Source organism: Rothia sp. HMSC061E04 (genome assembly GCF_001813685.1).
In the GTDB taxonomy this organism is placed as follows: domain Bacteria; phylum Actinomycetota; class Actinomycetes; order Actinomycetales; family Micrococcaceae; genus Rothia; species Rothia mucilaginosa.
Genome location: NZ_KV813703.1, coordinates 87728 through 109618, shown reverse-complemented (window position 1 = coordinate 109618; position 21891 = coordinate 87728). Strand labels below are relative to the sequence as shown.

The 21891-nt window shown below is 58.0% G+C and carries 19 protein-coding genes and 1 tRNA gene; 6 read left to right on the top strand and 14 right to left on the bottom strand.

Features of this window, described 5'->3' with window-relative positions; genetic code table 11:
* The first annotated feature begins 292 nt into the window (after positions 1-292).
* On the top strand, positions 293-1423 hold the full coding sequence (locus tag HMPREF2927_RS05645; protein WP_070686298.1) for an arsenate reductase/protein-tyrosine-phosphatase family protein: 1131 nt from the start codon (positions 293-295) through the stop codon (positions 1421-1423).
* Between the two features lie 137 nt (positions 1424-1560).
* On the opposite strand, the gene HMPREF2927_RS05640 is transcribed toward HMPREF2927_RS05645, so the two are convergent.
* The 3 genes from HMPREF2927_RS05640 to HMPREF2927_RS05630 all read right to left on the bottom strand — a co-directional run bounded on the left by HMPREF2927_RS05640 (position 1561) and on the right by HMPREF2927_RS05630 (position 4174).
* Positions 1561-2541 carry a ribose-phosphate diphosphokinase gene (locus tag HMPREF2927_RS05640; RefSeq protein WP_070686296.1) on the bottom strand — a complete coding sequence of 327 codons (981 nt, stop codon included), beginning with the start codon at positions 2539-2541 and terminating at the stop codon, positions 1561-1563.
* Between the two features lie 20 nt (positions 2542-2561).
* The gene (gene glmU / locus HMPREF2927_RS05635; RefSeq protein ID WP_070686294.1) at positions 2562-4016 is read right to left on the bottom strand and encodes a bifunctional UDP-N-acetylglucosamine diphosphorylase/glucosamine-1-phosphate N-acetyltransferase GlmU; all 1455 of its coding nucleotides are present in this window, start codon (positions 4014-4016) and stop codon (positions 2562-2564) included.
* An 87-nt stretch (positions 4017-4103) separates the two neighbouring features.
* Positions 4104-4174: transfer RNA gene (locus HMPREF2927_RS05630), tRNA-Gln, on the bottom strand.
* A gap of 234 nt (positions 4175-4408) precedes the next feature.
* Between HMPREF2927_RS05630 and HMPREF2927_RS05625 the strand changes: the two genes are divergently transcribed.
* The 3 genes from HMPREF2927_RS05625 (at position 4409) to HMPREF2927_RS05615 (ending at position 7814) form a co-directional block, all read left to right on the top strand.
* Entirely contained in the window at positions 4409-6238 is a 1830-nt protein-coding gene (locus HMPREF2927_RS05625; RefSeq protein WP_070686292.1) for an ABC-F family ATP-binding cassette domain-containing protein, read from the top strand.
* Between the two features lie 150 nt (positions 6239-6388).
* Entirely contained in the window at positions 6389-6871 is a 483-nt protein-coding gene (locus HMPREF2927_RS05620) for an acyltransferase (RefSeq protein ID WP_070686290.1), read from the top strand.
* A 1-nt stretch (position 6872) separates the two neighbouring features.
* Positions 6873-7814 (top strand): glycosyltransferase family 2 protein, encoded by a 942-nt coding sequence (locus HMPREF2927_RS05615; protein WP_070686288.1) that lies wholly within the window; start codon positions 6873-6875, stop codon positions 7812-7814.
* A 75-nt stretch (positions 7815-7889) separates the two neighbouring features.
* Here HMPREF2927_RS05615 and HMPREF2927_RS05610 read toward each other — a convergent pair whose 3' ends face one another.
* From HMPREF2927_RS05610 to rsmI, 7 genes are all read right to left on the bottom strand, one after another.
* Entirely contained in the window at positions 7890-9083 is a 1194-nt protein-coding gene (locus HMPREF2927_RS05610; protein WP_070686286.1) for a glycosyltransferase, read from the bottom strand.
* Positions 9084-9160: 77 nt separating this feature from the next.
* Positions 9161-10162 (bottom strand): 4-(cytidine 5'-diphospho)-2-C-methyl-D-erythritol kinase, encoded by a 1002-nt coding sequence (locus tag HMPREF2927_RS05605; RefSeq protein WP_070686284.1) that lies wholly within the window; start codon positions 10160-10162, stop codon positions 9161-9163.
* A gap of 68 nt (positions 10163-10230) precedes the next feature.
* Positions 10231-11103, bottom strand: a complete 873-nt coding sequence (rsmA, locus tag HMPREF2927_RS05600; protein WP_070686282.1) for a 16S rRNA (adenine(1518)-N(6)/adenine(1519)-N(6))-dimethyltransferase RsmA — start codon at positions 11101-11103, stop codon at positions 10231-10233.
* A 38-nt stretch (positions 11104-11141) separates the two neighbouring features.
* A complete protein-coding gene (locus tag HMPREF2927_RS05595; RefSeq protein ID WP_070686280.1) occupies positions 11142-11963 on the bottom strand; it encodes a glycosyltransferase family 25 protein in 822 nt (273 codons plus the stop codon).
* A gap of 327 nt (positions 11964-12290) precedes the next feature.
* The gene (locus tag HMPREF2927_RS05590) at positions 12291-13118 is read right to left on the bottom strand and encodes a glycosyltransferase family 25 protein (protein WP_070686278.1); all 828 of its coding nucleotides are present in this window, start codon (positions 13116-13118) and stop codon (positions 12291-12293) included.
* A gap of 231 nt (positions 13119-13349) precedes the next feature.
* The gene (locus HMPREF2927_RS05585) at positions 13350-14423 is read right to left on the bottom strand and encodes a TatD family hydrolase (protein ID WP_070686276.1); all 1074 of its coding nucleotides are present in this window, start codon (positions 14421-14423) and stop codon (positions 13350-13352) included.
* A gap of 63 nt (positions 14424-14486) precedes the next feature.
* Positions 14487-15434 (bottom strand): 16S rRNA (cytidine(1402)-2'-O)-methyltransferase, encoded by a 948-nt coding sequence (rsmI, locus tag HMPREF2927_RS05580; protein ID WP_070686274.1) that lies wholly within the window; start codon positions 15432-15434, stop codon positions 14487-14489.
* Positions 15435-15632: 198 nt separating this feature from the next.
* Between rsmI and HMPREF2927_RS05575 the strand changes: the two genes are divergently transcribed.
* Positions 15633-17279: a dolichyl-phosphate-mannose--protein mannosyltransferase gene (locus HMPREF2927_RS05575; RefSeq protein WP_070686272.1), complete on the top strand. Its 1647-nt coding sequence runs from the start codon at positions 15633-15635 to the stop codon at positions 17277-17279.
* A 205-nt stretch (positions 17280-17484) separates the two neighbouring features.
* Here the strand turns inward: HMPREF2927_RS05575 and HMPREF2927_RS05570 are convergent, their stop codons facing one another.
* From HMPREF2927_RS05570 to HMPREF2927_RS05560, 3 genes are all read right to left on the bottom strand, one after another.
* Positions 17485-18819 (bottom strand): DUF1461 domain-containing protein, encoded by a 1335-nt coding sequence (locus HMPREF2927_RS05570; RefSeq protein WP_070686270.1) that lies wholly within the window; start codon positions 18817-18819, stop codon positions 17485-17487.
* A 147-nt stretch (positions 18820-18966) separates the two neighbouring features.
* Positions 18967-19194, bottom strand: coding sequence for a DUF3499 family protein (locus HMPREF2927_RS05565; protein ID WP_070686268.1), 228 nt, complete (start codon positions 19192-19194; stop codon positions 18967-18969).
* Positions 19195-19214: 20 nt separating this feature from the next.
* Positions 19215-19631: a WhiB family transcriptional regulator gene (locus tag HMPREF2927_RS05560; protein ID WP_070686266.1), complete on the bottom strand. Its 417-nt coding sequence runs from the start codon at positions 19629-19631 to the stop codon at positions 19215-19217.
* 655 nt (positions 19632-20286) lie between these two features.
* Between HMPREF2927_RS05560 and HMPREF2927_RS05555 the strand changes: the two genes are divergently transcribed.
* Complete coding sequence (locus HMPREF2927_RS05555; protein WP_070686264.1) at positions 20287-21087, top strand: TIGR03089 family protein; 801 nt, start codon at positions 20287-20289, stop codon at positions 21085-21087.
* A 178-nt stretch (positions 21088-21265) separates the two neighbouring features.
* Here the strand turns inward: HMPREF2927_RS05555 and HMPREF2927_RS05550 are convergent, their stop codons facing one another.
* Positions 21266-21883, bottom strand: coding sequence for a GtrA family protein (locus HMPREF2927_RS05550; RefSeq protein WP_070686262.1), 618 nt, complete (start codon positions 21881-21883; stop codon positions 21266-21268).
* Between the last annotated feature and the right edge of the window lie 8 nt (positions 21884-21891).

Sequence of the window (21891 nt, the reverse complement as noted above, 5' to 3'; positions counted from 1 at the left end):
TGTACTCGCTGGCCCCTGAGCGAGAAGAAGACCAGCATTTCACGCCAATTCTAGCACGCACCCTCTAAACATTTTCAGCATCAAGCTTGTACTTTTGGTCATCTTTAGCGGAAAGAAGCACCTCTAATTCGTAGCTAAAACACAAGACATTTATGGGTATTCGCCACACACAGGAAAAGGAACCGTTGAAAGTGCAAGTAACTCGGTATGATAGATACTATTCATTCAGCAAACCCGACACTTCCGGCTTCCCTGTTTACTGTTGGGTACGTCAATTAGAAAAGGCTTTTTGATGGGCATCTTCAACATCAAGTCCCTCAAGGACAAGTACGCGTGGGGCTCCTCAGAGGACAAAACCAACTCCACAGAAACTGCCGAGGAGCAGCAGGCAACCGCCGCCTCTCCCTCCGCAAATATTGCTGCTGGAGTCCGTTCCCTCATTAAGAGCAACCCCGAACTGGCGGGCAAGAACCGCCGCGGGGTAGCCAGCCGTACCATCACCCCCGACGGTTCGCTCCGCGAAGCCATCGAAGACTACAAAGTCCGTTCCCCCGCCGAGGTAGCCAGCCAGGAAGTCACGCCTGAAGAAGAGCTCAGCGCCGACGGTACCGCAACCGTCTCCGCGCAGCCCCTCACCCACACCGACATCGAGGCCACCCCCGGCGACATCCTCGACGTAGACGGCAAGACCACCGGCCCCAGCATCATCCGCGTGGGCCACCACAACGCGCCCACGGTCGATGCCGAAGAACTCGCCGACCCCGAAGAAGCCAACAGCCAGAGCGCAGGAAACGTACAGTCCTCCCCCGCTACTGATTCCCGAGGCGAGCGCACCCCGCTGTTCAGGCTCTCCCCCAAAACCCTCAACCGTACCGGCAGCACGAGCGGCGACGGCCCCTTCGAAGCTGTCTTCGTCTGCACCGGCAACATTGCCCGCAGCGCATCCGGTGAGGTGATTTCCAAGCACCTCGCCGCAGAATACGGTCTGGAAGACAAGTGGATTTTCGCCAGCGCGGGCACCGGCGCACTCGTTGGCCACGGCGTCTACGAGCACGTAGCCAACGAACTTATTGAACGCGGCTACAACCCCGAAGGTTTCGCCTCCCGCCAGCTCAACGGCCAGATCGTCGAGAACGCCACCATTATCCTGGTCGCGGAGAAGGTACACGCCGACTGGATCGTGCGCGAATGGCCCCAGCACCACGCCAAGATCAAGCTGCTCAAGCAGGTTGCACGTATCCGTGAGGATGCACGCCGCGCCGAGCCGCTCTCTTACCTATACTCGTACGGCGCTCGTCCGCTCGATAGCGACAAACTGGAAGACCCCTACCGCCGCGGCTCCGCAGCAGCGAAGGTTGCCGTGGACGAGGTGGAGCAGTCCCTCCGTGTGATTCTGCCCTGGCTTGCACAGGCACACCGCTAAGCACACTGCACTGTATAGAGCGCTAACCCGGCAGGGACAAGTATCTGTCCCTGCCGGGTTAGCTTTAGCCTCATACAACAAAAAGTCCCCCACCGACCAACGGTCAGCGGGGGACTTTCTTCATGCTTTCAGAAAGCTTAGTGATCGAAAATCTCGGTCACAGAGCCCTCGTCGAAGACCTCGCGGATAGCACGAGCAATCAACGGAGCGATGGAGAGAATAGTCAGGTTATCGAACTGCTTCTCCTCCGACACGGGCAAGGTGTTGGTCACAACGACCTCCACCGCGCCGCACTGAGACAGACGCTCAGCAGCCGGATCGGACAGAACCGGGTGGGTTGCTGCGATGATAACTTCCTTCGCGCCCTTGTCCATGAGGACCTTCACAGCGCCAGCAATGGTGCCGCCGGTGTCAATCATGTCGTCAATCAGCACGCAGGTACGACCCTCAATGTCACCCACAACAGTCTTAGAAACAGCCTGGTTGGGGACGTTGATGTCGCGGGTCTTGTGCACGAACGCCAGCGGTGCGCCGTCCAGCAGATTAGCCCAGTGCTCAGCCACACGCACACGACCGGTATCCGGGGACACGACGGTCACGTTCGACAGATCTTCAACGCGATCACGGATGTGCTTCGCCAGCACCGGAATCGCGAAGAGGTGGTCGACCGGGCCATCGAAGAAGCCCTGAATCTGCGAAGTGTGCAGGTCAACGCACATCAGGCGGTCAGCGCCAGCGGTCTTGTACAGGTCCGAAATCAGACGTGCCGAGATAGGCTCGCGACCCTTGTGCTTCTTGTCCTGACGAGCGTAGGGGTAGAAGGGAGACACCACGGTAATGGAACGAGCGGATGCACGCTTGAGCGCATCGATCATAATGATCTGCTCCATGAGCCATTCGTTGATGGGTGCCGGGTGCGACTGAATCACGAAAGCGTCCGCACCGCGCACCGACTCCTCAAAGCGGACGTAGGTCTCGCCATTGGCGAAGGTGTATGCGGAGGTGGGCAGCAGGTCGTGATCAAGTGACTGTGCAATCTCCTCGGCAAGCTTGGGGTGTGCTCGACCGGAGACCACTACAAGCTTGCGCTCACCGGGGTTGGTAATCTCGCTACTCATGGTGTTGTTCTTTCCTCGAATTAGGATTCTGCCGGATCCTGAGCGCCAGCAGCCTTAGCAGCCTCGGCGGGTTCGGTACCAGCACGGTTCTTCAGAACCCAGCCATCGATAATGCGCTGGGAAGTCTCAGAGTAGGCGAGGGCGCCTGCAGGAACATCCTTACGGATCAGCGCGCCCGCGCCAGAGTAGGCACCGTCACCGACAGTAACAGGTGCAACATAAATGCCTGCAGCACCCATACGGGCGTGCGCGCCAATAACGGAGCGGCTCTTCACCAGGCCGTTGTAGTTCGCGAAGATAGAGCCAGCGCCAATGTTCGCGCCCTCACCGATGGTGGCGTCGCCAACGTAGGACAGGTGCGGAATCTTTGCGCCATCACCAATCTGCGAGTTCTTAGCCTCGCAGAAGGTACCAAGCTTAGCGTCCTTGCCCAGGGTGGTGCCGGGGCGCAGGTATGCGAACGGACCAACAGCTGCACCTTCGCCAATGACAGCGCCGTGACCGTGCGCGCGGATGACGGTAGCGTCAGCCTCAACGGTCATGTCAGTCAGGGTGGTGTCCGGGCCAATGGTAGCACCGGTAGCGACGGTGGTAGAACCGTGCAGCTGCACACCGGGCAGCAGGGTTACGTCGTTCTCAATGGTGACGGTGACGTCAACCCAAGTGTTCTCAGGATCAACGATGGTCACGCCGTTACGCATGTGAGCCTCGAGGATGCGGTTGTTGAGCATACGACCCAGCTGAGCCAGCTGCACGCGGTCGTTAGCACCCTCAACCTCCCAGCGGTCCTCAATAGCCAGAGCGGAGGTACGGTAGCCCTTAGAACGAGCGATGGACAGAACGTCGGTAATGTACTTCTCGCCCTGTGCGTTGTTGGTGGTCACCTCGAGCAGTGCCTCACGCAGAACAGCGGCGTCAAAAGCGTAAATACCGGAGTTAATCTCGGTAATTTCGAGCTCTTCGGGAGACGCGTCCTTCGCCTCAACAATGGCGGTCACTTCGCCAGCCTGGTTACGGACAATACGACCGTAGGCGCCGGGCTCATCAATGTGGGTGGTCAGGACGGTTACGGAGTTCTTATCCTCTTCGTGGAAGGCAATCAGTTCGCGCAGGGTCTCGGGGCGCAGCAGAGGAACATCGCCGTAGGTCACCAGAACGGTGCCGGAGACGGGTGCCTGCGCGTCCAAGGCATTCAGACCAACCTCAACCGCGCGACCAGTACCCGGAATCTCATCCTGATCAACGATGGTTACCTCAGAGTCAAACGCAAGCACATGCTCAGCGACCTTATCGCGCTGGTGGCGCACCACAACAGCGAGGCGCTCGGGGTTCAAATCGCGTGCAGCAGCGACGGCGTGCTCAACCATGGATCGACCACCAATGCCGTGCATGACCTTGGGGGTAGCGGACTTCATGCGCGTACCAGCGCCTGCAGCGAGAACAATCACTGCAGAGGGTGCCAGTTCAGTGTTCACTGGGAAGACTCCTTAGACGAGGTTGTAAGAGTGAGGAGTGAGCGCGGACCGCTAACTCTCTATCAACGGTGCCGTTGAGTGCTTACGCTCCGCCACTAGGACTCGAACCTAGACAAACGGCTCCAAAGGCCGCTGTGCTGCCATTACACCATGGCGGATTATCCATACATTCATATGAGTTCCCGGCTACGGGTCCCCATTGTCATTGACCGCCATTTTGGGCATAGAACAGCGCAATGCAGGAAATGCTTTCCTCAGTTTATCAAATATCTGTGCTCAACTTAGCCGCGCACCCCGCAATCCCCACAGCTTTTCTCAGCACCGCCAAGTACCCCCTCATCAAAGCTTGGAACGCTACTTGAACTGAACACTCACCCTGTACCCTAGAAGGCGTGGCACATCTACTTGGCGGCGAATCGCTGCACCTCGAATTCCCTACCCGAACCATCTTTGAAGGCATCACAGTCGGTCTGAACGAAGGCGACCGCATCGGCATTGTCGGTCGCAACGGCGACGGCAAGTCCACCCTCATGAAAATCCTTGCCGGCCGGCTCGAACCGGACTCCGGCCGCGTCACCGTGCGCGGCGGCACCCGCATCGGCTACCTTGACCAGTCCGATGTTCTCGACGACGACCACACCGTCGGCTACGCGATCGTGGGCGACACCCCCGAATACGAGTGGGCCTCGCAGTCCCGTATCCGCGATGTCATCTCGGGCCTGGTCTCCGATCTGCCCTGGGATGCACCCGTCTCTTCACTCTCTGGTGGTCAGCGTCGACGCGTAGCGCTCGCCTCCTTGCTCGCGCAGGAGTGGGACGTGCTCATGCTCGACGAGCCTACCAACCACCTGGACGTTGAAGCCATCACCTGGCTCGCTAACCACCTGAAGTCCCGCTGGTCCAAGAATGCTGGCGGACTCATGGTCGTCACCCACGACCGCTGGTTCCTTGACGAAATCTGTACCGACACCTGGGAAGTGCACGACCGCATCGTCGAGCCCTTCGAAGGCGGCTACGCGGCGTACATCCTGCAGCGTGTGGAGCGTGACCGCCAGGCAGCCGCGGCAGAGGCGAAGCGTCAGAACCTGATGCGCAAGGAGCTCGCTTGGCTGCGCCGCGGTGCGCCCGCGCGTACCTCCAAGCCGAAGTTCCGCATTGATGCCGCCAACGCCCTCATTGCGGACGTTCCACCGGTGCGTGACACCGTGGAGCTGAAGAAGATGGCGGTCTCCCGCCTCGGCAAGGACGTGATCGACCTCGAAAACGTTTCCGTCGTCTACGACGACCCCTCGATGCCCGGCGGCAAGCGTCCCGTGCTGAAGAAGGTCACCTGGCGTATCACCCCCGGCGAGCGCACCGGAATCCTGGGCGTGAACGGCGCGGGTAAGTCCACTTTGCTCTCTCTGGTGACCGGTGATTTGAAGCCGACCGAGGGCCGCGTCAAGCACGGTAAGACCGTGAAGATTGCGACCCTGACCCAGCAGCTCGATGAGCTCAACGAGGTCGCTAACGACCGCGTCTCGGATGTGATTGGCCGCAAGAAGCGCAGCTACATTGCTGATGGTAAGGAGCTGTCCCCCTCGCAGATGCTGGAGCGTCTGGGCTTTACCAGCGCGCAGCTGTCTACCCCGGTCAAGGACCTTTCGGGTGGTCAGAAGCGTCGCCTGCAGCTCATGCTGATTCTGCTGGATGAACCGAACGTGCTGATTCTCGACGAGCCGTCCAACGACCTGGACACCGATATGCTCGCCGCGATGGAGGACCTGCTGGACACCTGGCCGGGCACCCTGCTGGTGGTTAGCCACGACCGTTACCTCATGGAACGTGTGACCGATCAGCAGTACGCCGTGATTGACGGTTCGTTCCGTCATCTGCCCGGTGGTGTGGACGAGTATTTGGCGCTCTCGGCAGCCGGCGCTGGCGGTTCTGCCGCCGGTAGCGCGCAGGCGCGTGCCACATCCTCGGCGCAGGATTCTGCTGAGCCGGATACCCCGAAGGTCTCCGGTGCCGAGCTGCGTGCGGCGCAGAAGGAGTCCGGTGCGATTGAGCGTCGCCTGGCAAAGCTCGCTGCAGAGCAGGAGAAGCTCTCCGAGCAGATGAGCGCGCACGATGCCTCGGACTACGCAGGTTTGGCGGCGCTCGGCGAGCAGCAGCAGGCACTTCAGGATGAGATTGACGAGCTAGAAATGCGCTGGCTCGAACTCTCCGAGCTGCTGGGGTAACACCAGCTTCATGTGCCATATATAACAGCGGATTTCTCCTCTGCTCCTGCGGGATACCGCCTCGTTCCGGGGCGGTATCCCGTTACTATAGGTATTAGCTTTTAACACTTTTAGGGAGCAATTTTCCCGCCCGCCCTTATGAAGGTATCTATGCTCAACACTCTCAAACAACTCAAGCATCAGCATTTTCTGAAGCAGAAGACTAAGCGCCGCGCAGCACGCATCGAAAAGTTCCGCGCCTCCGGCGTAACCATTGGTGACGACACCTACGTGCACCCCAGCTCCGAAGTTCTTCCCGGTGCCCAGATTGGCTCCGGTTGCTGGGTCAACCGCGATATCTTTATCGACCGTGCCGTACAGGTCGGCGACCGCGTCTACCTGGGACCACGCGTCACCCTATGCACCGCAAGCCACGAGATGGGCCCTTCCCGTCAGCGTGCCGGCGAAAATATTGAGGCTCCCATCGTGATTGGTGATGGTTCCTGGCTTGGACAGAATGTATCCGTCATTGCCGGCGTGACCATTGGCGCCGGATGCATGATTGCAGCGGGCGCCGTAGTGGTCTCCGACTGCGAGCCGAACAGCCTTTACGCGGGTGTTCCTGCCCGCCGCATTAAGAATTTGGGGGAGTAACATGAGCGAAAAGTACGAGTACGAGGCTTCTGTCGTAATTCCCGCGTACAACGCAGCCCGTTTCATCACCACACAGCTGGAGGCCCTAGCTAAGCAAACCACCACCCGCTCTTTTGAGGTGGTCGTTAGCGATAACGGCAGTACCGATAACACCATCGCTCGGGTTGAGGCCTTCGACGCCCCCTACCCTCTCCGCTGGGTGGATTCCAGCAATATTAAGGGCCCCGCCAACGCCCGTAATGTCGGCGCATGTGAGGCACGTGGCAAGATTCTCGTCTACTGCGATTCCGACGACTACGTAGAAACCGGGTGGCTGGACGGCCACTTGGCGGTCCAGGAAGAGCACGGTCCCGCACTCGTTTCGGGTGCTAACTTGCACAATCACAATCCTGTTGAGGTGCTCAACGCCTATGGTGTTCCCCTCGACTCCGATGAGAAGGTCCTAGCGAATCCCTCTCTGGTAGAGACCGAAGAAGAAATCCCACCTTTCGCCGGTTTCCTCCCCTCAATTACCGGTTGCAATTTCTCCGTCCCGCGTGATGTGTACCTGCGCAACAGCGGTATGGATTGTAGCTACATCGCAGGTTCTGAAGAAACCGATTTTTCCTGGCGTGTCAGCCAGAGTGGCGTCCCCTTCTACAAGACTTATGCATCGCTGGTACACTACCGTCTTCGTTCTACGCCGAAGAAGATCTTCCGTCAGCAGCGCAACTACCAGCACTACCGTATGCTCCTGTGGATGCGCTTCAAAGACCAGGGTATGAACGGCCCCAGCATCAAGTATTCCGTCATCGCTTTAGCAAAGTCCCTACCGCTGTTGCTTTCCCCAGCCACTCGTCTGGTAGGTGCACGAGAAGCAGGCGCAAACCTGGGTGCACTTGAGGGTATGTTCCAGTACCGCTTCCGCGCGGTTCCCGAGCGTCAGCTCATGAACAACCACTAAACGCGCATAAAAGAGTGCCGGTCCTAGAATGATTCTAGAACCGGCATTCTTTTTCTCTTATCCTGCGTTATATAACTATCGCTTAATTGAGGCGAAGACTTCTTCCCAACGGCGCACAATATGCTCCGGGGTGTACTCCTGGGCTTTCTGGAAGCAACGCGCGGACTTCTCCGCACGCTGCGCATCATCGCCCATCGCAACACGCAACTGTTCGGTCAGCGCCTCTATGCTACGCTCCTGAGCCAAGTAACCCACCTGGGGAAGCACGTCACGCAAAACCCAGCATGAGGGGTACGACACCATAGGAGTACCCACACGCATCGCTTCCTGCAGAGACATCGGTGAGCCCTCAAAGTCAGACGCACCAATGGTCAACGACGCTTCAGCATAGGCCTCAAGTACCTGATCAGAGTTCAGAGGACCGCCCACCACAATGCGCTCAGCTAGGGCAGAATCCAGAGAAGCAATACGCTCCTTCACCTGACGCTCAATCGCTTCATCGCCGCTACCATTAAGCTTCAAAATCCACTCGGGGAACTCCGTCGCACACGCGATAAAGCTCTCTAGGATACGCATCAGGCCCTTCTCCTCAGAGTAGCGGCCGATATACTGCACCACCGGTTTCTTCTGCTCAGCCAACGCCAGAACCTTCCGCTCAACGGCAGGGTCCAACGATGCGTTCAGGTTCGATACGGCATCCACCGGGCGGTTCAGCCACTGGGCGAAAAGCTGCGCGTCACCTTCAGAAAGCGCAACGAAAGAATCAAAGGTATCGGAAATCTGACGCAACTCTTTCTCTGCGTCCAGACGGTATGAGCTGTCATAGCTACTATGGAACTCGTATAGGTAGCCAATCCCCTGTTTCTGAGCAGAGCGCGCATAATCCACCAGGTACGTGGCGATACTGGTCATCGTCGTCAAAATGACAGTCTCCTCGCCCAAAGACTGCAGGTAACGACGGGTACGCACCGCGTTGTAACGGTCCCACAGCGCGGTAAATCCCTTTTTGGCAGTCAGCACAGCGCCCAGGGGGCCGGGGTTGTTGTACACCAGATTGTTATGAGTGGTCTTCGAAACAAGCGAACCAGATCGAACAATAAAATCAGGAGTGACTGCGTCAGGGTTATCTCCCATATTGTCGTAGAGAGCCAGGTAGCTAACGTTGTACCCTGCTTCTTCGAAAGCCCTACCCAAAATCCTGTTAACTGTCGTAATACCGCCAAGAAGGCTAAAACGGTCCTGGGCGACAACAATATTTTTAACCTTCATCGTATCCTCCCTTTCAATCAGAGAACGGTAGAAGTCAGTGAGTGATAAATCGTTATCTAGTGTGACAGATAAAAAAGCTATGCACTAGTTACTTCGGTAGCTACAGCATGGTTGCCCGCAGCGCGGAGAGAGGCAGCCAGAGCCTCCGCCCGAGCCTGCGAAGAAACCAGCAGAAGCACCGTCGGACCGGAACCGGACACCAGGGACGCGTACACGCCCTCGCTATCACACAGGTTCAGGGTCTGTTCCAGCTGCGGGGCGCACGAAAGTGCGGGAGCCTGCAGATCGTTATGTAGCAGCGGTGTCAAGGAGGCGAGCGCCGCCTCTGAACCGTCGTAAGAGTTCAGTGCTTCGAGAAGCTCTGCGGGTTCTAGCAGCTCACCGGAGGCGGGGTACAGCGCCGAGGCGCGGCCGGCGTCCAACTGTTTGAAGACACTGGGGGTTGAGAGGCCAAACTGCGCGGCAACAATCACCAGATGCAGGGGTTTCCGAGGAGCCGCAACGTTCTGCAGCTCGGTACCGGTCCCCTGCCCCAGTGCGAGGGTCTGCCCGAGCGCGGCACGCACGCTAAAGGGAATATCGGCGCCCAGTTGCGCGGCAAGACGTTCATAATCTGTCTGGGTCAGGAGCGCCCCGGTGCGGCCGGTTGCGTGCAGGTAGCGGTCTGTAGCAATGAGGGCGGCAGCTGCATCCGCTGAGCCGCCTGCCATACCGCCTGCCACGGGTACAGCCTTCGCAATATGCAGGTGCAGCACCGGGGCAGATTCGATACCGTGCTCCGCAAGAATCAGCGCAGCGGCACGATACACGAGATTCCGCTCATCCATCGGCACAGCGGCAGAGTCGAACTGCCCCGCCTGCATCTGCTGATCCACCAGGGAGCCGGGCACAATATCCATGCTCAAGCTCAGCCCCGGTATCTGCCTCTCAGAGACCGTGATGGTCTCCATCAAAGAGACCGCCGCAAAAAGCGTAGTCAACGGGTGGTAGCCGTCCGGACGAACATCCCCCACGGCAAGATACAGGTTGACCTTACCTGGAGCATCAACCGAAATAGCGACCTGGGAGGCGGTACTCATCAGCGTATACACCTTTCGCGCGGGAACTCGCGTGAGAACGTTAGTGAAAAATTCAGAGCGGGAAGAAGCTACTCCGTTACAGGCTCAGCCGGGACAGTCAGCGAAGCCTCCGCAATGCGGATAAAACCGTGAATATCCAGCTTCTCACCGCGCTCCGTCGGAGCGATACCGGCAGCCATTAAAATCTGCTCCGCACGCGCACCCGAGCCCGCCCAGGAGCTCAACGCAGCGCGCAGAGTCTTACGGCGCTGAGCGAAAGCGGCGTCCACAATCGTGAACACCAGGTCGCGGTCAACGGTGGAGAGAGGCTCCTCGCGCATACGGAAACCCACCAGGCCCGAGTTAATCTTTGGTGCAGGCCAGAACACGTTCTTGCCAATCACGCCCGCCTTATACACCTCGGCGTACCAATTAGCCTTCACCGAGGGCACACCGTAGATCTTCGAACCCGGGGTCGCCGAAAGACGGTCGGCGACCTCGTCCTGAACCATCACCATGGCGTGACGAATGCTCGAGAACTGCGCAAATAGGTGCAGAAGCACCGGAACCGCCACGTTATAGGGCAGGTTCGCCACCAGGGCGTCCGGGGTGCGGGGCAGCTCGGTGACCTTCAGAGCATCCATGAGCACCACATCAATATCGCCCGCTTTCTCGGGGCAGAACTTCTCAATCGTGTGCGGAAGCTGCTGAGCCAGCGGCGGGTCAATCTCAACCGCAACCATATCCTTCGCAGCATCCAGGATGCCGAGGGTCAACGAACCCAGGCCCGGGCCAACCTCCAGCACCGTCTCCTCCGGTGAAATCTCTGCCGCGCTGACAATACGACGAATCGTATTCGGATCAATCACAAAGTTCTGCCCAAGAGTCTTCGTCGGGCGAATACCCAGCATCTCGGCAAGCTCACGAATCTCAGCGGGGCCGAGCAGGGGCAGATCGTTCACGGTGTTCCTTCGGTAGGTGTAGGTTTCTACACTCCAGGTTACCGTGCCAGGCGACGCTTCACATCTTCAACGGTAGACAGCAAGGCGTTCTTAGCGTTGGCCAAACGTGCCTTCGGCGCTAGCAAAACACGCAAGCGACCAATAATGTTATTAGCTTGCAGACCCCTATACAGCGTTTCAACGTGGCGAATGCCAAGGTCTTCGATGAGGCTAGAGCCTTCCCAATCGCATAGGCCAGGCTGTACGTAGCGCACGTCCATGCCCCATTCCTCGTACAGGGGGTAATCATCAGCCACAGTACCAGGGGTTCCCTTATCAAAATTCTTCAGAAGAAGTTCAGCACCGGAACGCGAAATTAGGTATAGACCAGTACCGGTCAAGCGGGTCAGACTGTACTTCCCTCCCATACGGTATTTACCGTATACGAACGGAGAGAGCAAAGAGATACGAGGATATGTCACCCGCGGGTTCATCTTACCCGCTTCGAGCGCGAAGGCATCACAGAGAACAACCATCTGGACTTGCGGATACTTAGCAATAATATTCTGCACTACGGGCTCAGCATCTGCGGAGATAATAATGTCGTCCTCAGCAATGAGGGCCCAGTCAGCATCACTTGCTAGAAAATCACGCCACATATTCAGGTGGCTGAGCATACATCCTCGTTCGGCGTTTTTCGGGTCACGATGCCAACGGGATCGAAAAAAATCAACATCAAATTCTTCATCAGTGACATGGCCGTCAAGGTTATCTACGGCAGAGTAGCGCACAAAATCTTGGGCAGGCGCACCCGCCGAATAGAAAGATTCAAAGCGATTCTTATTGTCCATACCAAGGACGTATTTTAGGACTTTTGCCATGGTGTTCCCTTTTCTGTGGCACGCCCATACAGCCTTAGCGTGAAACGACATGCGCCCTGCATGAGTTGCCGAAGTATTGACTCGGCAGCAGCATATACGGGGCACGCCGAAAGCGCACGCGCACCATGACATACTGCCTAGTTAGTGAGTGAATGATATGTATAAAATACCCTATCACCCAAGCTAAGATAGCCCCAGTAATTGGCGCACAGCTTCCTGTTATGTCTCACACTTTGTGCACAATCTCACACGCAAAATATGAAATACCCGTAAAAAATCCCTCCCCACCATATATGTGACGGAGAGGGACTGCGCAAAAAAGCTTGTTTACTTCACCTTGCCCAGGCGCTGCTTTACCTCATCAAGAGTGGCGTCCAGAGCGTTCTTAGCGTTCGTAATACGCTTCTTCGGAGCCAAGGCAATACGCAGGCGATCCAAAGCGTTCACACCCTTCTGCTTCTCAGTCAGCATCTCCAGGTGACTCTTACCGGAATCTAGGATGACGCTACTACCCTCCCAATCACACAGGCCGGGCTGCACAAAACGCGCATCCACACCCCACTGCTGGTACAGCTTGTAATCGTCAGCCACAGTGCCCGGCACCTTATCCTCAAACTGCTTAAGCAGCAGCTCAGCACCCGAACGGGAAATCAGGTACAGACCGGTGCAGGCCAGACGAGTCGAACCGTACAGCTTACCCATACGGTACTTACTGTGTACAAAAGGAGACAGCAAAGACAGGCGAATATAGTCCATGCGCGGGTTCATGGTGCCCGCCTTGAACGTGTGCCCATCGGACAGGTTCACCATCTGAACCTGCGGGTACTTGGTGATGATTGCATTCACCACCGCCTCAGCATCCGGAGAAATAAGGCTGTCATCCTCAGCAATCAGAGCCCAGTCAGCATCCGAGGCGACAAAGTCCTCCCACATCTTCACGTGGCTGAGCATGCAACCCTTCTCCGCGGGGCTAGGGTCGCGATGCCAGCGATTGCGGAAAAACTCAACGTCAAATTCGTCATCAGTGACGTGATCATCACGGTTATCCACCGCAGAATAACGAACAAAATCCTTCGCGGGTACGCCCACCGAATAGAACGATTCAAAACGGTTCGCGCCATCCAGGCCCAGAACATACTTCAGAATCTTTGCCATAGTGTCCTCCTAAAGCACCAGCCATGGGGTGCTCAACATAAACTCTTGCAGGGATGTTTGCAGCACCAAATTTTGAACACGTTATTGAGGCACCATACGTGCCTAAATACAGCAGACCAGATCATGGCATAGCTGTTTGAGTGAATTGTTTGTAGTTGCTACAGTCTAGCACACAGACACGCACCGCGAGGCGACTCAGAGTAGCTACCCGCTACAGGGTGTACTACACGCCTACCACTGACCGTAAACCCGCTCCGAATTCTCACGGATACGGCGGCAGAGCGCCTCCAGTTCCTCGCCGCGGTGAGCCGCCATGAACCGCACCGTGTAGTTCGTCATGTAGGACGCATTCGGGCGGCCACGGAACGGATGCGGGGTCAAGAACGGTGCATCCGTCTCAGCCAAAATCAGCTCCGGGCGAGACATCGCCAACGACTCCTGAATACCCTTCGAATTCTTGAAGGTCACTGTGCCGGCAAAGCTCATGTACCAGCCGCGCTCATTGCAGATTGCGGCAAGCTCCGGGCCACCCGAATAGCAGTGGAACACGGTACGTTCCGGTGCGCCCTCTTCATCCAGGATGCGCACAACATCCTCGTGCGCATCGCGGTCGTGAATCTGCAGCGCCAGGCTGTGCTTCTTCGCAATGCGAATATGCTCGCGGAAGCTGTAGTGCTGCGCCTCCATGCCTTCTTCACCGGTGCGGAAATAGTCCAGGCCGGTCTCACCAATAGCGCGTACACGGTCGGCGGTGGCGAGCTCGTCGAGGGTGGCTAGCGCCGCCTCCAGCTGACCGGTTGCAGCCAGTTCGGGGGCGGTGTTGGGGTGAATCGCGATGGCAGCGAGGACACGCTCATCAGCCTGCGCGGCGGCGACCGCGTACAGGGAGGAGGGGATATCGCATCCGACCTGCACAATGGCGGCGATGCCGAGCTTTTCACCAGCGTCGAGTGCGTCGCGGGCGCTGATTTCTACTTCGCCGTCGAGCAGATCCATGTGGGTGTGGTTATCCACGATGGGGTACGGCAGCGGCTCGGGGGCGGGCGGGAATACCAGGTTGCGGCTGCGGCCGTTCTCGCCGGTGGTGGAGCGGCGGCGGGTTCCTTCTCCGCCTTCGGCGTCGCTGATGCCGGTGTAGAGTTCCGCCTGATAGGGTGCGGGTACTTCACCGGGGACAGGTGCCCAGCCGTTAGGCAGGGCGGTTGCCTGGAGTGCCGCGGGGGTGGGCAGGGTGTAGTTCACCAGGGTGGCGAGGGAGTTCAGGTACTCCTGGGTGATTTCAGGACCGGGATGGCTCTGACACATTGATAAATCCTCGGGATAAAACTGCGGGGTAAAACTTGGGTGAAGCTGCGAGGTGACTCTGGGTTACTCTGAGCGGGCAGCCAGTGCCGCCTCGTACAGGTCACGCTTGGAGGTGCCGGTCTCGGCGGCGACCGCAGCGCAGGCGCTCTTGAGGCGCTCGCCGCCCGCTACACGGTCGAGGACCAGCTGCACGACGTCCTGCGCTTCGGGGGTTTCGGGGGCTTGTGCGCCCTCAACGATAATGACGATTTCGCCGCGGACGCGTTCAGACTCAGCCCATTCGGCAAGCTCTGCCAGGGTACCGCGTCGAACCTCTTCGTGGAGCTTGGTTAGCTCACGGTTGACAGTTCCGCGGCGGTCGGCACCGAAGGTCTGCACGAAGTCTGCCAGGGTTGCGGCGGTGCGGTGCGGGGATTCGTAGAAGATCATGGTGCGCTCCTCCCCCGCCAGCGATGCGAGGCGGCGGGTGCGCTCGGAGCCCTTGCGGGCGAGGAAACCTTCGAAGGTGAATCGTCCGGTGGGTAGGCCGGAGAGCGCAAGCGCGGTCAACGCTGCGGAGGGGCCGGGCACAACGGTGACGGGCAGGTCGGCTTCTGCGACGGCTGCGGCGGCAACGTAACCGGGGTCGGAGATGGTGGGCATGCCCGCGTCCGAGAGCAGCAGCACACGCTGACCATCCTGTACCGCCTGCACGATGGTTTCGCTGCGTTCGGCTTCGTTGTGGTCGTGGTTGACAATGATGCGGCCGCGGGTGCGCACACCAAGCCCGGAGGCGAGGGTTCGTAGCTTGCGGGTGTCTTCCACGGCGATGAGGTCTGCGGTGGCGAGGGCTGAGCGCAGTCGATCGGAGGCGTCGGCGAGGTTACCGATGGGGGTGCCGCCGAGGATGAGCACGCCGCCTTCTTCGGAGGTGACGGCAGTATCAGCGGTATCAGCGGTGTCAGTCTGGGGTGCCTCGACCGTTTCTGAGGGGTCGGTGGTTTCTTCGGTGTATTCTGCGGGTGCGGTCATGGCAGGCCTCATGTGTGTGTCTGGTCTTCGTGTACCCACTAAGTGTAACGCCCGCGCTCAATCCGGTGCCGGGTGAGCTTACCGGGTGAGCTCGCCGGTAGAAGTAGCTAGCGTGGGCGGGCTTGCCGGGTGCGTCATATATGCCGTTCACGGGCTGAAATGGTGCATCGTGCCTTCTGACCCTTTAGGATTGATGGGGTGAAGATACCTAAGCTACTTTCTCCCGCATCTGCCGCTCCGGCTGGTCCGGCTGTTTCGACCCGTTCTTCGTCTGGACGTAATCGTTACAGCCTCGATTCTCTGCTGGATGCGCTCGCTGTTGCCTATATTCGTGCCCCGCGTTGGGGTTGGTTGGCGCCTGCATTGATTGTGCTGGTTGCCGGCATTCTGCGTTTTTATAATTTAGCGCATCCGAATGCCATTGTTTTTGATGAGACGTACTACGCCAAGGATGCCTACTCGTATGTGCATTATGGCTACGAGTTGAGCTGGTCGAAGGAGGCTAATGCTTCCTTTGTTGCGGGTCACCCGTCGGGTCTGTTGACGGATTCGCCGGAGTATGTGGTGCATCCGCCGTTGGGTAAGTGGATGATTGCCGCGGGCATGGCAATTTTTGGTGATAATAATCCCTTTGGTTGGCGTGTTTCTGCTGCGGTGATTGGCACCCTGTCGGTGGCGTTGATTGCCTATGTTGGCTGGTTGCTGTTCCGTTCGATGACGGTGGCGACTATTGCGGCGCTGCTGGCTGCTGTGGATGGTCTGATGCTGGTGGAGTCTCGTTTGGCTCTGCTGGATATTTTCCAGATGTTCTGGATTTTGGCGACTTTTGCGTGTCTGGTGCTTGACCGTATTCAGGCGCGGCGCGTGTTGGCGCGCAATATTGCGGAGGCGGCACGTCAGAATAGCGGTGTGCTTCCGCCGATGCCGTGGGGCCCGATCATGGGTCTGCGCCTGTGGCGTTTCACTGCCGGTGTGTGTGCCGGTGCCGCGGTGGGCGTGAAGTGGAATTCGTTGTTCTTCATTGCGGCGATGGGTCTGCTGACGGTGTTTTGGGATATTAATGCTCGCCGTATTGTGGGTCTGAACAAGTGGGGTTTGACGGCGCTGGTGCGTGACGGCATCCCCGCGTTCTTCCAGATGATTGGTGTGGGCCTGCTGGTGTATCTGAGCACCTGGGCGGGCTGGTTCCAGTCCTCGAATGCGTATTTCCGCCGCTGGGCGGTTGAGAACCCGGGCAAGGGTGTCATGTGGCTTCCTGAGGATTTGCGTTCCCTGTGGGAGTACCATGTCTCGGCATTTAAGTTCCATTCTGGTTTGAGCAGCCCGCATACATATTCTTCGCAGGCGTGGCAGTGGCTGGTTTTGGGCCGCCCGACCTCGTACTACTATGAGTCGCCGAAGCTGGGTTCTTCGGGTTGTACCGTGAAGTCCTGTTCCGAGGCTATTTTGAATATCGGTAACCCGGCGATTTGGTGGGCTTTTATTCCGGCTATTATTGTGGCGCTTCTGGTTCTGCTGCTGAAGCGGGATTGGCGTTTTGGCGCGCTGCTGGTTGTGTTCGGTGCGGGCTATTTCCCGTGGTTTATGTACCCGACTCGCACGATGTTCTACTTCTACGCCCTGTCCTTTGAGCCGTTCCTGATCCTGCTGTTGGCGGGTGTTTTGGGTCTGGTGCTGTCGGGTTCTCGTGGTTCGGTGTTGCGTGCTCGTTTGGGCGTGACGCTGGTGGCGATTTACCTGGTGGGTGTGCTGGTGTTGAGCGCGTACTTTATGCCGTTGTGGACTGCTCAGGTGATTCCGTATGAGCAGTGGTATTCGCATATGTGGTTTAAGTCCTGGATTTAAGCTCGGTTTTTGGGCATGGGTTTTAGGCGGATCTAGGCTGGGGTTTTAGTCCTGGTTCTAGGCTTGGTTTTAGGCCCGGGCCGCGGCGCGAGCGATGCAAACTTAGGTATAGCGAAGGGGGCTGGGCTCTACCGTGTGGTAGAGCCCAGCCCCCTTTGTTGTGCCCTTTCCGCACTGGCTTGCACGGTGAAGTGGCTGATGATTTTTAGTTGTCGCCGACTCGTGCGGAGGCGAGCTTGACGCGCAGCTCCTGGCGTTCCTGGCGGCGGCGTTCTGCCTTGAGCTTGCGGTATTTGGTAGACCAGGTGGTCACGAGGAGGAGGGTAATCTGCGCGGTCACGAGGACCGCTACGGCGATTGCTGCATCGATCCAGAATTGCGGCGGATAGAGGCGGATGAGGGAGCTTCGTACGGAGAACTCCCAGTTGCCCTGCGGGAAGAATACCTGGTGGAAGGTAGTGAACAGCCATTCCCAACCGAAGAAGCCCACAACGCCGAGCACCGCGATGAGTCCCAGGGTAATCCACGCGCCACAGAAGAGGCTGCGGCGGATGGTTCCGGGGGCGCGCTCGCGCAGGGAGATGCTACTCAAGAGCGTCAGCAGGAAGAGTGCGGCAACAGCTACGGTGGCGATGAGCAGTACCCATTTCACGTCGTGCATGTGGTTCACTTCTGCTTCGGTGAAGGCGAGGGTATTGTCGGCGCCGGTGGTGACGCGGGCGAGGTATTCTCGCGGCGCGAAGTTGTTGATGTAATCCACACCGTAGGAGCCCAGGCGCATCCTCTCGATAAGGTAGTAGCCGTAGCTGTCTTCGGGGAATCCGGGGCGGTGGTATTCGAGCCAGAGGAAGGGTGCGGAGGCTACAGCGCGGATCGCGATCATGAGTACGGTCAGCGGTACGGTGAGCGCGATGAGGGTAGCGCGGAGCTTGAGGAAACGCGGGGTGTCTTCCACGGCGTCTTCGCGAGCTGCAGCGCGTTCTGCTGCTTCGGGCGAGGCCGCCAGGGAGGACAGCGGCGCGTTGGGGTCTGCGACCGCGTGGGTGTGACCGGTGCGGGTGGTTTCGGTGCGGTACTTGCGTCCGGCGGTGGAGGTACTTGCCGCATCCGCGGTAGCGACGGCTTCTGCTTCAGCCGCATTTTCGGCTTCTGCTGCTGCAGCTGCTTCTGCTTCGGCGGCCTTCTGCATGGTTTCGCGGTTGAGGTCGCTGAGCGTCGGGTTTTTGGGGGTGCTCTGCGAATCGCGTACGAGGGGCACGAAGCCGGTGGAGACGTTGGTGCGGGTGCGTACGCGGGTGCCGACGCCCTGTTCGCGGAGTTTGCTGCGTGCGGGGACGACGGGTACGGAGCCGGTAGGCAGATCGGGTTCTTCGGCGACGGTGGGTACGTCTGCTGCGATGCGGCCGAAGGCTCCGGTGTGCGGTGCCGGTTCGCTGGTCACGGTCTCTGCTCGGCGAGCTTTGAGGAGTTCTTCGGCGCTATTTCGGCGGATGGCCGGGCGCAATGCGCCCCACATTCCTCGGTGTGTTTCTTTGCTCATGGATCTCGCGTTCTTTTCGAGTGATCGGTGTTTGAGTGAGTTGCGGGTGTCTGTACTATCTGCCAGTTTCTCATACGCAAAGAACCTTCCGCATGAATTCGCGGAAGGTTCTTTGCATTCGGGTGTTTAAATTCTTGGGTTCGAATTCTAGGATTCGGTGGTGTCCGAACCCTGGACGGGTACCTTGTAGACCACTCGCCAACCCTGCGGTGCCGTCAGCCGTGCGGCGTGTTCGTCGCAGAGGTCGTAGGCGTGGGGTTCGCGGAATTCTGAGAGTGCGTCAATGATTGCCGTGGAGTCTGCGTAGGAGTAGTGGAGAGTAACAGTCGCCTCTCGCTGGCAGGTTTGGCGGGAGCACAGTCGTGCGGTCTGCATGTGGGTGGTACCTTCCTGGCTTAGCTCGCCTGCTTGCGCAGTCGGCGGCGTTCACGTTCTGACAGCCCGCCCCAGATTCCGAAGCGCTCGTCATTGTCCATTGCATATTGTAGACATTCTTCGCGCACGGGGCATACACCGCATACCCTTTTGGCATCTCGGGTGGAGCCGCCCTTCTCGGGGAAGAAGGCTTCGGGATCGGTCTGGGCGCAGAGTGCTTCAGCTTGCCAGGCGAGTTCTCCGTCTTCGCCTTCGGTTCCGTAGCACCCTGCCGCTGCGGTCCATACGTCGGTGCAGGCAGGCATGTTTCGTTCTGCGTCTGCGAGAAAGGCGTCGGAGGCTTTTTCGAGAGATTGAGTGGGATTCATGCTACGGTGCTGAGCGCCTGATGCGCGCGCGGCCGCGATGGAGCGGTCCGATGCAATGTAGGAGCCCATGGGTTTTCCTTCTGTGTTCTCATTGTGAGCTTAATGAGTCTGCGGATCCGTCGTGGACGGAATCTTAGTGTGTATGGTATGGCATGGTTTGCCTTGGCCTCTACTGTCCCTTCCAGAGCAAACACGCTTATATATCTATTAGACGTGCGACACGCCGTTTCGTCAAACTAGACTTAAACAATATTTAGATGTATGTGTTAGGGGCGTCATATTTAATGTAAATTTGACCTTTATATATTTTCAAGCATGCCACTTGCCCTCACTCACACCTAAAGAGCACCTCAAGTTTCCCCTTCTCCAGGGTTAGTTTCCACCGCCTGCAAATTTCGCATCCTGATTGCAAATATAAGGGCTTACGGCGACCACCCTCACCCATCCCATCTCAAGCTCGGGGAAAGAATCTAATAATTAGATAAGGAAAACTTATCTTTTTCACTATGCAGTTTCTGAATATTTTTCCGAGGCATTGCGAAGCATTTACATTTCCAACTTATTTTTATACCACATTACCAAAATGAGGCTTTAGGACTGTCAAACATTTTGAACCATTAGGTTTTTAGGGCACCCTTAGGCGTTTTTACTTTACCTTTGCATCTTTTAGTACCGAGCGCATTCTCCCTGACCGCTCCACCCCCGGTGCGGTAGAGTGAAACCCATGGTTACTCTCTCCCCCACCGGCGCATCCGTGCCTACAACTCTGAACCGCTTCTTTGAGAAGCTCAGCAGCCAGCAGACCCCCGCCCTCATCTGGTACTCGGCAAACGGCGAGCGCATTGAACTCTCCGGCAGGGTCCTCATGAACTGGGTAGATAAGAGCGCAAACCTGCTAGTTGAAGAATGTGAACTGGCGCCCGGCGAGGGTTTTGATCTTCAGGCTCCCCTGCACTGGCGTACTATTGTTCTGGGCCTGGCGGCGCTGCGCGTGGGTGCTCTCCTCGATCAGGATGAGCCGCTGGTTGCCGCGGTCTGCACCGAGCAGGAGGCGAGCTATACAAATGACTCCGCGTACCTTCTGGCGGTTGACCGTGCACCGCTGGCGCTTTCCTACACCGGCGATCTGCAGGCACTGGCTCCGCACGCCGAGGAGGTGCTCGATTACTGCGCTCTGGTGCGTAGCTTTGGCGATCAGTACTCGGGCCTGCTTCCCGATGGTTCGGCAGAAATCATTGAGGGTTTCAGCTACGCGGAAGCCTACGAGCAGGCTCTCACGCAGGCACAGGCCTATCGTACGGTGGGCTATACGCTACCTTCGAGGCAGCGTGCGCTCGCTTTGGAGTTGAGCCCCGACTACGGTTTTGATGCCTCGGAGGCGACCCTGAACGCCCTGCTGGAGGTGCTAGCTATTTTGGTCTCGGGCCATGCGGTGTTTGTGGCTGACCCGAGCGTCAACTGGCAGGATGAGCAGCTGGCGTCTTTGATGGTTGCCGAGCGTGCGGCGGAGATTCCCCACGCATAGCATCCCTCCCCTGTTGCCTGAAAAATCACACGGAAAGCTACCAATCATACGGAGCGCGAACAAACATATAGGTCTTTAAACGATTCATCCCCCGACACCGTTCGTGTCGGGGGATGAATCGTTATACCACGTTCTAACTAAGCTACTTCTACAATCTGAGGAGTTCAATCCGAGGAGCTTAGGAGTTCTGCGAGCCCGGCTTCGACTGTACCTCAGGTGCAGTTGCTTCAGAGGTTGCCTTACGTGCTGCAGGTTCTTCGCCGTCAAGAATGGCGGCGGCCTCATCAAACATACGGCCGAGCTCCTCGTGGTCGGTACCTTCGCCCGCTTCAACCTTCTGGCGGTGCGAACCGTATACCCAGAAGCGGTAGAGGAAGTAGCGAAGAATGGTGCCCAGAATGGTACCGATGATCGTACCGGAGATGAAGGACGCCTCGGGGGTGCGCAGGTTCAGCACGTAGGTGCTGAATGCCACACAGCCTGCTTCAACGAGAATACCGAGCAGGTTGACCAGACCGAATTCGACCGCTTCACGCTTCCAGTTTTCGGAGCGGGAGTCGCGGAAGGTCCACAGTCGGTTCATGAGCCAGGAGAAGATAGTTGCGACAATACTTGCAACGACCTTCGCCTTGGTGTGGGACTCCGACATGATGGTCATCATCAGCACCCACACCGTCACAGAGTTCACGATGAAGGCTGCACCGCCCACGGTACCGAATTTGAGAACCTCAATACCGTAGCTGTCCCAGAGGGATTTCAAGCGTTCGGTGAGGGTCGGTTTCGTCTGTGCGCTCATGCGGGACC